Genomic DNA, 12,637 nt, shown 5'->3' on the forward strand with positions numbered 1-12,637 from the left:
ACCAGGAGTAATCCTCTGCATTTCTGATGCGCCACTTGCTAAAAACACCACCATTTTTAATACATATAGTTGAATTAATTAATGAAAAAAGCTTTTGGTAGGAAAGAGTTGTTGCTGGTGGTGCCGTTATCGATGAGTACTATCGACCGCCTTGAACACAAAGGTCAGTTCCCAAAACGCTTTTATATTACCGACGGACGCTGTGCCTGGGATGGAGATGAAGTCGAACAGTGGCTTGACGAAAGAAAGGCCGCAAACACCGGTAATTTTGGTGGGAAAAAGCCACCTGTTGACAAGAGAGTTTCTCGCCCGGTAAGTAAGGCAACGTGATACAGTTGGCACATTGCTTACGCAAATCCTCTGCACCGGGCGATACGTTCGCCAGGAGCTCTCGCCGGCGGATATAACGCAGAAGGTAGTAGCCAGTTTGATGCCAGCCACCCTTGAGACCATAAAGTCGGAAGAGAAGCAGACCTATCACTACCCTCTTAAGACGAACTACCGTGAGCACATCCATAGTCCTGAGGGAGTGAACGGTCCGGTTGAACACTCCATGCTGATGGATATGCTGAAAAAGATGGATGCCGACGGGCATGATGTGTCCGGCGCCGCCGCAGAGGTAACGGCCATGCTCAGCTACATTGTTGGTATCGGCGCCGTACTGCGCGACATAGAGACGCATGCTCAGTATGTGATGGCTAAGACCAAGGGTTACTGAGGCTGCTGGCGCAGGGAAGCGCCTTAAAATTCATGATTCGTAACCTATTCATATCTATTGATATCGCGTTTTTATTGCTCTGCTCATCTTGCAACCAACAATACCTGTGAGTATATTTAGCCCAAAGGTATTCAACCTTTAATTGAGTTCATTGCGGAGATACCCATGTCAAAAATTGTTGCTCTGATTGCCACTGAAGAGAAAGGCAGAAAGCCAGCTCTCCAGCAGCGCAAGCTGAAAGCTACGAGTGGCTTGCGTAAAACTGCCCGCATGACACACCTCGATGCCCTTGCTAAAAAGCTTGGGTACCAGATAGTCCGCAGTTCCAGTTTTGCATATCGCCATACGATTGCTGTGGAAGTAGTTAAGAAATGTGAAACTGTTGAGGAAAACTGTGTACCGCGCGTTAAGAAGCTCTCTTTCTCTGAAGCAAGCGCGCTTTCCAGGGAACTATCCGACTCTCGAGAAGAGCGGTTACTGAGAGCTTCCTTTGATGGTCCAGAATGAATATCTTGGTGGCGTATATAGCGAACAGAAATTTAAATCTGACCTTATATTAAAAGGTTTTAAAGACTCATTTATTTTTCACTGGCGCTATGGCCACCATCCTGACTTTGGTAAGGATAGTCTTTTTCATAAACCCCCATGTGTCTACCCTATTCACATAAGAAAAGTTCATGTAAATATTGGATTATACACCAATGAATATGGGATAAATGGCACTGAAGAATGTTGGAATAATTGGTCTACCGGTAGATACGGTCCCGGTGGATATGAAAAGCAAATTCCAACATCAGATGCATATTTAATTTATGCAGTGTGTGAAAACAGGAATGCAGGAGTTCTAGATTTCTGGTTTCCTCCTGCACACAAAGAAGCTGAATACGAGTCCTCTGTTCAATTTGTAGCCGCTCTTGCTGATAAGTTTTATGATAAAATATCCGGAAAACCAATGAGTAGAGATCAAGAGCCATGGCATCCTGATTATCTTGTTAAGAAGCCCGCATAGCGGGCTTTTTGATGGATGAAATCTGAGCACAGCGCTACAATCATAAAGCCACGGTTCAGTGGTCTACACATGGTAAGTGAAAATGAAAAAAGCATTAGCAGTGCTGTTTGTTCTGTTGTCTCTGGGCTCTTCCGCACAGGCTTTCGCTGGTAACTGCCAGCATCCTGATGACACCGCAGCTGACGGCTCACGCTGTGGCGGCCGTTCTGCTGACTCCCGCCCCGGCGGTCAGTGATAAATAAGGCCGCGAAAGCGGCCTTTGTGACATGTCACGCTAGTTTTTACCATCCAGCTTTGGCGGCTCGTTACAACGAAACGATGCCTGCATAGCAGCTATGACCAAGCTCTCAGCTGAGTTAACTCGCTTGTCAGGGTTATCGTTTAAGTATTTATAAACAACATCAGCATATGTCTGTAACCGCCCATTAGGTTGGCAAAAAACCTGAGCCCCTTCATTACCATAGGCATCAATCATTGATGCCACATATCCCATGAATACGCCAGCTTGAAGCTGATTATCAGGCGTACGGCATCTACCTTGTTCAGCTTTTTTATACTCCTGAGAATATAGGTATAGCTGTTGACCATCATAGAACTTTGCTTCAGCAGGCACCATAAATGAGCAGAAAAAAGCGCAAGCAATATATTTGGCATTCATTATTATTTCCCTAACATGAATTGCGATGGCGGTAACATAAATGTATTACCCTGATCTTTCTGTACACGCTGCTCATAGCGCTCAAGAGACCCAGGTGATAACCATTCCTGCATGCGGTTCAGAATAAGATAGTCCATTCCCTGACGCACACCAAGCAGATTGAGGAACGGTGTATGGTTGATACCGAAACGGAGAAAATCTCCGGCCTTTGCATCGCCATCTCGGGCCTGCAGGTACAGGTTACGTAGTTGATCCACATCTCCTACAAATGGCCCGGCCAGGCTGGATGCCATGCCCCCACCGAAACGGTTATATTCGCCGAAAAGGAAATCCCCCATCAGGCCGGCGCCGCCGCCTTGTACCATCGCTGCCATGACTGATTTATGATCCAGCGGGCGCGGTGTTTGCCCCTTGACCATGAGTTTTGCCTGCATGGACAGATATCCAAAAGCTGTCATCCATATGAACAACTGAGCAAAGCCCTGCCATTCTCCGTTACCTGCAAACATCGCTTTGGCCAGCGCCGGAAACTTACTCTGCCCAAGGGCCGCCGGCGTGTAACCACGGCCGTACAACTCCCTTCCCAGGGTATTCTGCATAAATGACGCTGTGAAAGATTTGAACTGCATCATCATTCGAACGGCTTCACCAACCGGCGTGCCTGGTACAGTACCGAATTTAATTAGCGCATTTGTTCTCGCCCCAGGCTCGGACATAGCAACCTGAATACGATCGAGATAGTAGCCTCGGAGTTTACCTGCAAGGGTTTCCCGCGCATTGGCGATCGCCGCCGAACTGGCCTTGATGTTCTGCGTCGCAAGATATTTTTCAATGTCGTGATTGGGGATAAACTGAACACCATTAGGGGTCATATGGCTGTTACCGTTCAGTTCGTCCATCTGCATATTACGGAATACCGACCACTCATGCTCACCGATACCACTTATTTCAAGTACGCGGCGGAGCTCGGGGTTAAGCTTTGAAAACTCACTGCCAGCATTACGCGCCATCCAGTTGGACATGATAAGACCGGCGCCCGAACGCCCGTTCTCGGTCCACCAGTTAAGTAGGTTGTATTTGAAAAACTTCTGCTGAAGACGGGCTATCTTCCCTGGGACAGAAGTATCACCCGAGAATTTGGAGATCACTTCATTGCGTACAGCATCAAAACCGATCCCCATATAACTGAGGATTTCTTTTTTCTCTTCGCTGCTGTAGCCCTGCAACTTACCCATAAGGTTTTTGCTCATCGCCTCATAGATATTCATGCCCTGATACCGCATTTCCATGGACATGTTGCCTATATCGTTAAGGGATGAAAGCGTTGCGCTACCCAGCTTAGTCATCCCCTCAACTGCTCGAATACTGGCTCCCGTTTTGGCCAGGGTTGCATTCCCTGGGATATTGGTAAGCCCCATAACCTCATCAAGCTGCTGTTTGAGCATACGGAACTGACCGTTAAGATCAGCCACTGCCGCGGGGTCATTTGTCTTTTTAATACGCAGCAACTGATCATCAAAAAGACGCTGAAACATGTGCTCAGGGTTTGTTCCGAGTACCCGCATCAGACCGGTTGTTTTTGCTGCACTATCCAGAGAGGCGATGACAGACTCGCGAATATTCCCGGCGCCGTACAGTTTGTTGTATTCGAACCAGGCATCACCACCGGGCTTAAAAATGAGTTCGCGCTCCTGGCTGGCACGTTTGGCTATATTGGATCCGCCACCTTTGAAGCCCTTCAGCCACTCTGAGGCGGGCTTGTAAGTCAGGTGTGTTCCCGATGCCAGGTTGTTATAGACGTTTTGTAGGTACTCTTCGCGATTAGCTATGCCTTCAAAAGTGCCATCATCCAGCCGCGGCAAAATAAAATCACGCCATCCCTCGTATCCTGCGGCTCTGATTTTGTACATGTCGTGGCTCTGGCGAGTGATATATCCCACCAGCTTACCTACCCATGCGCCGGCTCGATTTTTATCAAGACGCGTGACTTCATTCCACTTCATTATGACTTTGCCAAGTGCTATCGCCTCTTTAGGGAGACCATCGGTAGACTCCCTGCGCCCCATACGGTCAATAGCTCGGGCTATATCAAGATCGTACTCACCAGATGAAAAGGCTTTTTCGTAACCTGTTTTATCGATGTCGTGAAAGAAACCACCATTGTATTTACCGCTCAGTTGCTCCTGCTCCCTGGCTACTGATTCACGGGTTCCGGCCGCATATTCATTACGCCCGACCAGAATGGAAGACAGTGTGATATCAGGGCGATCTGCTTCGCCTTTGCCAAAACGAGTATTGTTGAGAAAGGCCGAGTGTTTTTTGTAAATACGCAGGTTGATCAGCTTCTGCTGAGTCTCAATGGCTTTTGCCAGCCTCTCGGATTTCATTAGCTCCTCAGCAGCCTGGAGCGCAGCCCCCTCATTTGAAATAGCAGCATTCTCAGCTTTAATCCGCGCTATCGTATCATCCATGTTGTTAAATAAACTCTGCATCTCTTCATCGGTCAGAGGGCGACCGGCGGCAGCATTTACTGCTTTTTCGCATGCGGTGAGAAAAATATTATCAGCCATTCAGTTTCCCTATACGGCACATAGCCGCAGCTTTGATTGCTTTTTCCATGGAGGTATCTGCTGCCTCATGTTCAACCTGTTTCATTAAAGCGGCGAACTCCGGATCATCAGAAGAAATAGCGTCGTTAATCTGGCGCGTATAATTCAGGTTTTCTTCTGCTTGTCTCAATGCGTCATCAGTAGTCCCTGACTCACCCGCTGACTTTATCTGGATATCAGCTGAAGCACTGGCCGCCACATCGTCTTGCGCTGCTGGGATGCGTCGAGGTAAAGACAGATCATCAATAGCCGTTATTTTTTTCTCCGGGTCTACCAGATTGAGGAACGGCTCGATGTTTACATCCTCCCCCCGGCGCATCTGGGCTACGGCTGATCGCATAGCCTGATTACGCACCATCCAGTCAGCCTCACCTAACTTCTGAGCTGCACTTTTGATACCTTGCGCAACCGGGGATTGTCGGAGTGACAAGCGGATCTCATCGGCTCGCCGGGAGACTTGCTTTGCAAGCGGTTCGGGAAGTTCCCCGCGAGAGATAGATGCCAGTTCCTGCGCCGCTCTGGCACCGTCCTGGTGCTCTCCAATACGAGAATTTAGTTGTTCGATCTCCGTCTGTAACCGCTGGCGCCGATCATTCAGTTGAGCCTGTGCCGCCGCACGTGCTTCCCTGAACTTCATCCTCTGCCCCTGATACTGTTTAGTAAGCTCGGGCAGCGATGCATCAAGAGAGCCAATATTTCTGGTCAGACTTTCCACCTGGCGCTGAAGTTCACCAACGCCTGTTATCTGCCGTGATGCCAACTCCTGAAGATTATCGGCATAAGAAGGGACAACATCGTTATAGGCCGTTTGCTGCGTATAGTTCTCGCGGTAATGATCGATGCTTCTAGCCAGGTCATCTGCCGGCGCTCTGGAGAGATATGTTGGCGAATCAGGAAATATGCCCGGTCGCATAATTAATGGTTCCGCCGCCGGTGATTCGATGGGGAGACCAATTTCCGGAGATGGCGACTTTTCGGTTGCTGCGCCTGGTATCTCATTTACCCGAGAAGTGGACATATCACGGGCTCGCAGCGCATCAGCCACAATCCCACCACCAGCGTGAAGAATACCACCACCAATTGTTCCAAATAGAAAGTTGGAGGCGTAGTCTCCCATTGTAAAATCATTACCTTGGGCTGCTTGTCCCTCTGCAACCAGCGGCATTGTTGCTGCTGTCTGTGCTGCACCATATACACTTCCCTGTAGAAAACGTTGGCCAGCACGGCCAAGAAGTGTTGCGGCTCTGGCCTCACCAGCGAAAGGGATAAGCCCTATTAAGGCGTTACCCGGATCCGCTATGCTGCCCATAAGATTAGCCATATACTTCAGTGGAGTAGAGACGGTACCAGATGGGGCGCCTTGTAAGATCTGTTGCCTGTTGAGGTGAGCCTGATGGTCCTGAATAACAGCGTCAACATAAGGCTTTGTTAAACCCGCCGTAGGAACATTGATAGATTCAATTTTATGTTCGCCGAATAAGCGCCTGGCATCCTCCTGGCTATATCGCTCTGCACTGGGATCAATATTTAGCCGGGCAAGGCGTGATTCCTCACCCCATGATACGAATGGGCCTTCGTTGAATCCTTCAGAAACAGACGCGCCAAGCGAGCGTAATAGCGGCTGCTCGCCCTCGACTGGCAAGGGGTTGTTGCTTAGCGGGGCACCGGTATAGAACGCCATTATTGGCCTCCTCGTGTATTAAGAGCATCGCGCAATACATTCCTCGCGGTGTCCGGTTCTTTTTGGGGCTGCAGGTTCATCCCATCCTGACCCTGGATCACCCTGAAGGCATCGGACATAGTGGCATTAACATTTGGTGTATAGAACTCAGAGGGTGGAGTAACCTTGCGTTTTTCGCCCATCCAGTTAAGAACGGCGCCGGTTGTACTCGGTTTTGCAATTCCAGACTTGCTGGCATCGGCAAAGCTCACACGGATAGGAGAGCCGTGCTGATCCAGAATAGGGGTGCCGTTAACTGTCAGATAAACACCTTGTTCATTTTCGTCCGTCACCCATTCAGCGCTATTCTGTATCTGCGCAAGGTTATTAGCGGCATTCTGCTCTGGCGTCATTGATGGGTTATAAAACATACTCCGACTGCCAATATCATCTACCTTGAGGCTATTGACGATATTACTCAGACCGTCGGTAACATTATTCTCTTTCAGTCCCAGGCTGTTAGGCATTCGCCATGTCTCAGTGACCGTATAATGATCGCCGATCATTTTTTTATAGGCTTTTTCTGTTGCTGCCTGAGCATCTTCCCCCGATGCCATGTAGTAATAAGCTAGGCGCTTACCTTGCTCATTGATATCAGCAAGCGTTTCCGCTCCACCTTGTCGCTGTAGGCTAAATGTCGGCGATGCTGCGGAAATTAGAGAGTTCCAGGCCGCGTCTACACCTTTGGCTTGTTCTCCAGCGTTCTTCTTCAGCTCTTCAGTCTTCACATTGCGGATGGTAAACATCGTGTCAGCAGCGTTAGGGTCGTTTATCGCTGTAGCAACCCTTACTGCTGCTTTTGTTTTTGGCTGCAACTGCGCGACAACAGTGTCACCGTAACGGCCAAAGCCAGAGATAATCCCTTTCAGGTCAGAAAAGTTCATATCGCCGCTATCAACTTTTGCCGATATCCCGTCAACTATGCTCGCAGGTAATACACTTTTGCTTCGGATCCCAAGCCGGTCTTTTTCTGCCTGAATGCGTGAAGCCAGATATTCACCGGTAACCTGATTATTCTGGTACTCTTGGAAGGCTGATTGAACTACCGGGGAATGTTGTTGCAACCAGGCTCCGGGATCAGCCTCGCGTGCATCATGAACTTGCTGGAGTTTTGATACAGCAGAAGCATAAAGCTCACTCTTATATTTGGAGTTCGTCTCACCCTGCTGGGGTTGTATAGACTGAACGGCCGCAAGACCTTGCTGATAATTACCTTTCACAATGGTCTGGTAGACGGGCTGCAGGCTCATGGCCTGTTGATACTGCTGATAGATTTTCTCCAGTTGCATACGCTCAGCGGGCGACGCCTGCAAAGGCATTACCGCAGCCCATTTCTGCGGCGTGACTGGATTAACAGAACCTCCAGCTTCAAGCGTTACCATGTCATCAAGCATCTGACTCTGCAGCGCTACACGCCCGGCAGCCGCCTGCATATCATACATGCCTGCAACTTTACTCATCATGGCGGATTTGTTCTGTGGGCTCATCGCATTCCAGAATGGCTGGTTGATGAGATTTTCCATTGTGGCCGGGCCAGGGATCGCCAGCGCACCTCCGGTTACTTTCGCCACATAGTTGCGGGTTTCCTCGTATGGAATTGCCGCGGCGAACTGTTCATTGCTTACGGCGCCTGTACGCGGATCGCCAATTTTTTTTATCCAGCCATCGACCGCCCCGGGCCCGGCATTATAGGCAGCAACCGCAAGTACAGGATTGTTACCATATTTCGTCATCTGCGCACCGAAGTACGCCTGGCCAAGTTTCGCGTTATAGCGCGGGTCGTTAAGCCACTTGTCACGATCCCACGCCACACCAGCCAGACGTGCAGCTTCTGGCCCAGTGTCTTCCATAACCTGCGCTACGCCCACCGCGCCTTTCGGCGACACCAACGGCGATCCGTCTTTACCATACTGATTACCACCGCTCTCCTGCCAGATCATTGCGGAAAATAGCTGCGATTCACTGGGCGTATCAGTGACCTCAACTTTCCCGTTTGGCCCAAGTAGCTGCTGGTACATTGGCGTATACCAGGCTTCACTAGCCCGGTTCGCAGCGTGCTCGCGCCATTGAACCCAGTTTGATTCGATCTCTTCTGGGCTTTGCCCATGCGCTTGCCCATAAGCAATTATGGAGTGGTAGGCATTCATCGCAGATTGATTAAATTCCTGCGGGTTCAGGGCCTGCTGCTGCTGGAGGCGTAAGTAACCATCTTGCTGACCGGCTTCATATTGCCGATGCTGCCCAACCTCGTATCTGGTTGCCTGGCTTTTCAACGAAAGTAACTGTACCTGAGCCTGGCGCATGAAATTATCGCGCACTTCCCCCTCTGGCAGGGTAGAGGCAATGTCCTGCACTTTCTGAGTCGCATTAGAAACAACTAAATCAGATTGTCCAAGCGCATCCTTGCCCTGCTTTGTTATAAGTCCAGTCTGCGGATTGTTAATTTGATCATCATTAAATTGGCTGACCTGAAGTAACCCATTCTGGGTATTGGCTAAATCAGCCTTGCGCTTTGCATCAGCCATCATATTGATCGACATATCAGCAGCCTGCTGGATTCCCTGCACCAGTGGATTCTCCGGCACGCGGAGATTATTGGTCATTACCGGCGCGGCCTGCGTCTGGCTCTGGCGTTGATACTGCGGAACGGTTGGCATGCTTTTCTCCCGAGAATGTTATGCGAGTGGTCTTCAGGGATTAGTGGTATTTATCCCCACTGGGTGCTAGTGCTGATTTCTCATCGGCTTTATCTTGGGCGTTACAATGCAGATCAGACGATTGAGGAGAGGAAAGAAAGGTGGCTGGTTTTATTGCGGCCGAGAGAAAGTCTAAAACCCCTAATGGAAAACCAGGTAATGCGTACCTGGCCACAGATACAGCCAACTCATAACGTTGCAGCAATTCGGTTAACGCGATCTGTTCTGTTAACGATGCTTTGTCGATGATTCTCTGGATTTCCTGAAGCAACTCTTCGTCAGTGTTATTCGTATTCATAATTACCTTTTTTTACCTCAAAATGCTTAATATATACATGAAAAACAAACAGATAGTTGATTTACCCTTGCATTGGAAGTATTTGGACTTTTACCCCAGATGCTGGAGCGCTTTATCCACCAGCCCACGAGCAATTTCATGGATCGTAGGCGCAACGCCGATACCTGATTGCTGGCGCTGCTGTTCCTGAATTTTTCGGATTGCCTGAATCTGTGCCTCGCTGAGCAAGACGGGTTTGACGGACTGTTTTGACATGACCACCTCCTGATATTTACACAGTCATTTTAATTTCATTAAATGAAATAATCATTGCTTATATTGCAATTAATGAAAGAGTAAATTCGATCGTTACCAGAAAGGGAATTGATTGATTAGTGAGCAAAGTGAGGGTGGGTAAAGCTTATAGGCAGAACACGTCAAACGTGCCTATCTATAGGCAGAACACACCATTTCTGCCTATAAATAAGATATGGGCATTTTCATGGGGTGGTATGGTTTTACATGTAGCGTTCAAACTGCCACGCAGTGATGGCCACCAGCATGAACAGAACGACAAGGACTACACTCAGCCCCCTGCGCTGCGTAAAGAATGCCCCTGTTGCAGAGAGACCAATTAACGACAGTGTGACTGGCCAAGCGGCAATCGCCGTCAGGTAGGCCAGCAGGTAGCCTTGTATCATGCCCCCTAGCTCGCATTCAGGCTGCCAAAAGCCTCTCCACTGGCTCCATTAACCGCCTTTCCATCCATTTCTTGCGGGCTTTTTCGTCTCTCATGCAGGTGCATGAAAGCCACTACACAAAGCGGGCAGGCGTGGCGGGGATACGAGCGCGCGCTGTGGCTTTATCCGCTTAAGATGTTAAACTGAACACATCAGCAAAAACTTGCAGTTGATATAATGAACAGGATTGTTATATTTACTTGACAACGTATGTATTGGTGAGGATGAAATGACCAGAAAACTTCCTACACGGTTAAGGAAAGACCTGTTAGTAGGTGTTATATTTGAAATGAGATTCGAAAGCGTTGTTCCGCTTTCGAATATTTTACCCGGCTTGCTATTTAATATCTTGCCAGGGGCTACTATAACTAAAACACCAGTTTCTGAAATACCAGAAAGTATTAGGAGTACTGATCCAAGTTTAATTTATGCTCCACTGGTAGCACTTGAAACTGAAAAGTATCAGGTTCATATTGGTGATAAGGTTCTACAAGTAATTTACAATGTTCCTTATGAGGGATGGGATAAGTTCAAATCGGTTATAATGGATGTTTATACAAAAGTTATAGGCTATTCCCTTATAAATAAAGTGGTAAGATTTTCATTAAAATATATAGATATTCTCGAACCGGAGAGTGGTTCTTCACTCGAGGCAATGTTGAATGTAAACCTATCAATGGGTAATTGTAGGTTGAATTTTAATACTACTCAAGCAAGGACTGAAATCTTCAATGAAGATGGTGTTGTAGTTATTCAAATGGCTGGAGGTGCTAAAGCAGAATTTGCTAATTCCTCCATTAAAAGCAGAGAAGGCTTCCTTATTGATGTTGATTGTATTAGGAATGTAATATCAAAAGATCTGATATCATTTGAGCGTGAGTTGTCAAGTGGTCTTGATGAATTGCATTTGATAACTAAGGAATATTTCTTTTCATTCCTTACTGATGAAGCGCTGGTTTTATTGGGGGCAGAATATGAATAGTGTTTGTCTTAATATACGGCCGACATCTTTTGAGTCTGGTACAGGTGGTTTTTTTGGTATTTCTAATATCACTGAAGGTACGAAAACTTTTGTCCCTGGATTAACGATTGGTATGGGGTTAATTAGCGGGTGGGAAGCGTGTGATTATTTTTTTAATTCGAGAAAAACTGAAAGCAAAATAACGCGAAAAATACCCAATGCGACTAGTAGTTTTATTAGCCATGTTAAATTTGATAGTAATGCCCTAGAGTTTTCGGAAGGAAATTTATTAGCGAAACTATTAAGCGATCGACAATTTTTGATTTTTGGTAAATCTAGTTTGGTCGATGAGTTAGAAAGACTTAAGTCTTTGCGGGATGGTTGGTTAGGAGCCGGATCAGTAGCTCCCCATGTAGAGGCAATAAATGAAGCTAAAAATATTTTAATCAATGTAATTGAAAAATATTCTTTGGCGGCACCTAAGATACGCGCTGTAGCAGATGGTGAGGTTAATTTTTACTGGAATACAGATGGTTACTTAATTGATATGGCATTCTTTGGTGAGGGAGAGTACGCCTATTATTACAAGAACAAACTCAATGGAGAAGAGGAATATGATGATGTTTGCATCGATAAAGGCTTTTCTACTAAAATGCGGGAGCTTTTGTCGTGGTAAACAAGTTCAGGGTCAAAAAGTTAATGATTTATTAAATGATGATATTCTTATCAGGACGCTTTTTGACTCTGAGCATTATAACAGTGAGCGTAATGTATTGGAAAATAACGCAATTCCAACTTCTGATCTTAAAGAAAGAGGTTTGAGCTTGGATATTAAACGCTTAGCAAGCGAGCACATTGTTTTGCAAAGGGTTAATATCCAGAGAGGTAGGGCTCAAGAGAAAAATGGTCCTGATGATAGGACTAGAAAAAACGTATTCTTTTCAGAAGTGGAACATCCAAAATTAAATGGTATTTTTGATGAAAACGGTATCCCCTTATTTTCTACAAAGTATGCTCCTGTAGAAGGTAATGATGCTCATGCGATGCTAATGTGTTGCAAAAACGATCAAAAGAAGTCTTATTATGTCATGGCTAGAAATAAACTAATGCCATTCTTTGCAGCAAATATTACCTCTGCACAAAATTATACTTTTTTAAATAAATAGGTGGCTTTGCCACCTTGTGTTTTACAATCTGTAATTTTCGAATTTAATTACTTGGGTGCCAAGCCAATTGTTTATTTCTTCTA

At 47.0% G+C, this 12,637-nt stretch carries 14 protein-coding genes and 1 pseudogene; 8 read left to right on the forward strand and 7 right to left on the reverse strand.

The annotated features are described in order from the left end of the window. The first annotated feature begins 81 nt into the window (after window positions 1-81). The 5 genes and pseudogenes from ACKLKD_RS26495 to ACKLKD_RS26515 all read left to right on the forward strand — a co-directional run bounded on the left by ACKLKD_RS26495 (window position 82) and on the right by ACKLKD_RS26515 (window position 1,962). Window positions 82-330, forward strand: coding sequence for a helix-turn-helix transcriptional regulator (locus tag ACKLKD_RS26495; protein WP_032410641.1), 249 nt, complete (start codon window positions 82-84; stop codon window positions 328-330). Between the two features lie 13 nt (window positions 331-343). Continuing rightward, window positions 344-718: pseudogene (locus ACKLKD_RS26500) on the forward strand (BRO-like protein); the annotation flags it as partial. A 165-nt stretch (window positions 719-883) separates the two neighbouring features. Then, the gene (locus ACKLKD_RS26505; protein ID WP_087806330.1) at window positions 884-1,225 is read left to right on the forward strand and encodes a hypothetical protein; all 342 of its coding nucleotides are present in this window, start codon (window positions 884-886) and stop codon (window positions 1,223-1,225) included. After that, entirely contained in the window at window positions 1,212-1,727 is a 516-nt protein-coding gene (locus tag ACKLKD_RS26510) for a type II toxin-antitoxin system YafO family toxin (protein ID WP_074194190.1), read from the forward strand. Before ACKLKD_RS26505 ends, ACKLKD_RS26510 begins: the two co-directional genes overlap by 14 nt. An 82-nt stretch (window positions 1,728-1,809) precedes the next feature. Further along, window positions 1,810-1,962 (forward strand): transmembrane anchored protein, encoded by a 153-nt coding sequence (locus ACKLKD_RS26515; protein WP_071531380.1) that lies wholly within the window; start codon window positions 1,810-1,812, stop codon window positions 1,960-1,962. 39 nt (window positions 1,963-2,001) lie between these two features. On the opposite strand, the gene ACKLKD_RS26520 is transcribed toward ACKLKD_RS26515, so the two are convergent. The 7 genes from ACKLKD_RS26520 to ACKLKD_RS26550 all read right to left on the reverse strand — a co-directional run bounded on the left by ACKLKD_RS26520 (window position 2,002) and on the right by ACKLKD_RS26550 (window position 10,388). Beyond that, a complete protein-coding gene (locus tag ACKLKD_RS26520) occupies window positions 2,002-2,385 on the reverse strand; it encodes a Rap1a/Tai family immunity protein (RefSeq protein ID WP_087806332.1) in 384 nt (127 codons plus the stop codon). A gap of 2 nt (window positions 2,386-2,387) precedes the next feature. Next, a complete protein-coding gene (locus tag ACKLKD_RS26525; RefSeq protein WP_087806334.1) occupies window positions 2,388-4,955 on the reverse strand; it encodes a hypothetical protein in 2,568 nt (855 codons plus the stop codon). After that, window positions 4,948-6,675, reverse strand: a complete 1,728-nt coding sequence (locus tag ACKLKD_RS26530) for a hypothetical protein (protein WP_064175237.1) — start codon at window positions 6,673-6,675, stop codon at window positions 4,948-4,950. Before ACKLKD_RS26530 ends, ACKLKD_RS26525 begins: the two co-directional genes overlap by 8 nt. Then, window positions 6,675-9,371, reverse strand: coding sequence for a transglycosylase SLT domain-containing protein (locus ACKLKD_RS26535; RefSeq protein WP_087499202.1), 2,697 nt, complete (start codon window positions 9,369-9,371; stop codon window positions 6,675-6,677). Before ACKLKD_RS26535 ends, ACKLKD_RS26530 begins: the two co-directional genes overlap by 1 nt. A 40-nt stretch (window positions 9,372-9,411) precedes the next feature. After that, entirely contained in the window at window positions 9,412-9,708 is a 297-nt protein-coding gene (locus ACKLKD_RS26540) for a hypothetical protein (protein WP_087806336.1), read from the reverse strand. Between the two features lie 90 nt (window positions 9,709-9,798). Then, the gene (locus tag ACKLKD_RS26545) at window positions 9,799-9,963 is read right to left on the reverse strand and encodes a hypothetical protein (protein WP_009307973.1); all 165 of its coding nucleotides are present in this window, start codon (window positions 9,961-9,963) and stop codon (window positions 9,799-9,801) included. Window positions 9,964-10,205: 242 nt separating this feature from the next. Then, complete coding sequence (locus ACKLKD_RS26550) at window positions 10,206-10,388, reverse strand: hypothetical protein (RefSeq protein WP_087806338.1); 183 nt, start codon at window positions 10,386-10,388, stop codon at window positions 10,206-10,208. Between the two features lie 268 nt (window positions 10,389-10,656). On the opposite strand from ACKLKD_RS26550, the gene ACKLKD_RS26555 reads away from it, so the two are divergent. From ACKLKD_RS26555 to ACKLKD_RS26565, 3 genes are read left to right on the forward strand one after another with little or no spacing between them, the layout of a single operon-like run. Next, window positions 10,657-11,409 carry a TIGR04255 family protein gene (locus ACKLKD_RS26555; protein WP_074423665.1) on the forward strand — a complete coding sequence of 251 codons (753 nt, stop codon included), beginning with the start codon at window positions 10,657-10,659 and terminating at the stop codon, window positions 11,407-11,409. Then, on the forward strand, window positions 11,402-12,064 hold the full coding sequence (locus ACKLKD_RS26560) for a hypothetical protein (RefSeq protein ID WP_132312336.1): 663 nt from the start codon (window positions 11,402-11,404) through the stop codon (window positions 12,062-12,064). Before ACKLKD_RS26555 ends, ACKLKD_RS26560 begins: the two co-directional genes overlap by 8 nt. Then, the gene (locus ACKLKD_RS26565) at window positions 12,003-12,554 is read left to right on the forward strand and encodes a hypothetical protein (protein ID WP_132312331.1); all 552 of its coding nucleotides are present in this window, start codon (window positions 12,003-12,005) and stop codon (window positions 12,552-12,554) included. Before ACKLKD_RS26560 ends, ACKLKD_RS26565 begins: the two co-directional genes overlap by 62 nt. The last annotated feature ends 83 nt before the right edge of the window (window positions 12,555-12,637 follow it).

This window comes from Klebsiella sp. 10982 (genome assembly GCF_048589245.1).
GTDB classification, from domain to species: Bacteria; Pseudomonadota; Gammaproteobacteria; order Enterobacterales; family Enterobacteriaceae; genus Klebsiella; species Klebsiella quasivariicola.

What these genes read in the sequence shown, in the direction of transcription:
- ACKLKD_RS26495 (WP_032410641.1), top strand. Translation starts at nt 82, where the DNA reads ATGAAAAAAGCTTTTGGTAGGAAAGAGTTGTTGCTGGTGGTGCCGTTA.
- ACKLKD_RS26505 (WP_087806330.1), top strand. Translation starts at nt 884, where the DNA reads ATGTCAAAAATTGTTGCTCTGATTGCCACTGAAGAGAAAGGCAGAAAG.
- ACKLKD_RS26510 (WP_074194190.1), top strand. Translation starts at nt 1,212, where the DNA reads ATGGTCCAGAATGAATATCTTGGTGGCGTATATAGCGAACAGAAATTT.
- ACKLKD_RS26515 (WP_071531380.1), top strand. Translation starts at nt 1,810, where the DNA reads ATGAAAAAAGCATTAGCAGTGCTGTTTGTTCTGTTGTCTCTGGGCTCT.
- ACKLKD_RS26520 (WP_087806332.1), bottom strand. Translation starts at nt 2,385, where the DNA reads ATGAATGCCAAATATATTGCTTGCGCTTTTTTCTGCTCATTTATGGTG.
- ACKLKD_RS26525 (WP_087806334.1), bottom strand. Translation starts at nt 4,955, where the DNA reads ATGGCTGATAATATTTTTCTCACCGCATGCGAAAAAGCAGTAAATGCT.
- ACKLKD_RS26530 (WP_064175237.1), bottom strand. Translation starts at nt 6,675, where the DNA reads ATGGCGTTCTATACCGGTGCCCCGCTAAGCAACAACCCCTTGCCAGTC.
- ACKLKD_RS26535 (WP_087499202.1), bottom strand. Translation starts at nt 9,371, where the DNA reads ATGCCAACCGTTCCGCAGTATCAACGCCAGAGCCAGACGCAGGCCGCG.
- ACKLKD_RS26540 (WP_087806336.1), bottom strand. Translation starts at nt 9,708, where the DNA reads ATGAATACGAATAACACTGACGAAGAGTTGCTTCAGGAAATCCAGAGA.
- ACKLKD_RS26545 (WP_009307973.1), bottom strand. Translation starts at nt 9,963, where the DNA reads ATGTCAAAACAGTCCGTCAAACCCGTCTTGCTCAGCGAGGCACAGATT.
- ACKLKD_RS26550 (WP_087806338.1), bottom strand. Translation starts at nt 10,388, where the DNA reads ATGATACAAGGCTACCTGCTGGCCTACCTGACGGCGATTGCCGCTTGG.
- ACKLKD_RS26555 (WP_074423665.1), top strand. Translation starts at nt 10,657, where the DNA reads ATGACCAGAAAACTTCCTACACGGTTAAGGAAAGACCTGTTAGTAGGT.
- ACKLKD_RS26560 (WP_132312336.1), top strand. Translation starts at nt 11,402, where the DNA reads ATGAATAGTGTTTGTCTTAATATACGGCCGACATCTTTTGAGTCTGGT.
- ACKLKD_RS26565 (WP_132312331.1), top strand. Translation starts at nt 12,003, where the DNA reads ATGATGATGTTTGCATCGATAAAGGCTTTTCTACTAAAATGCGGGAGC.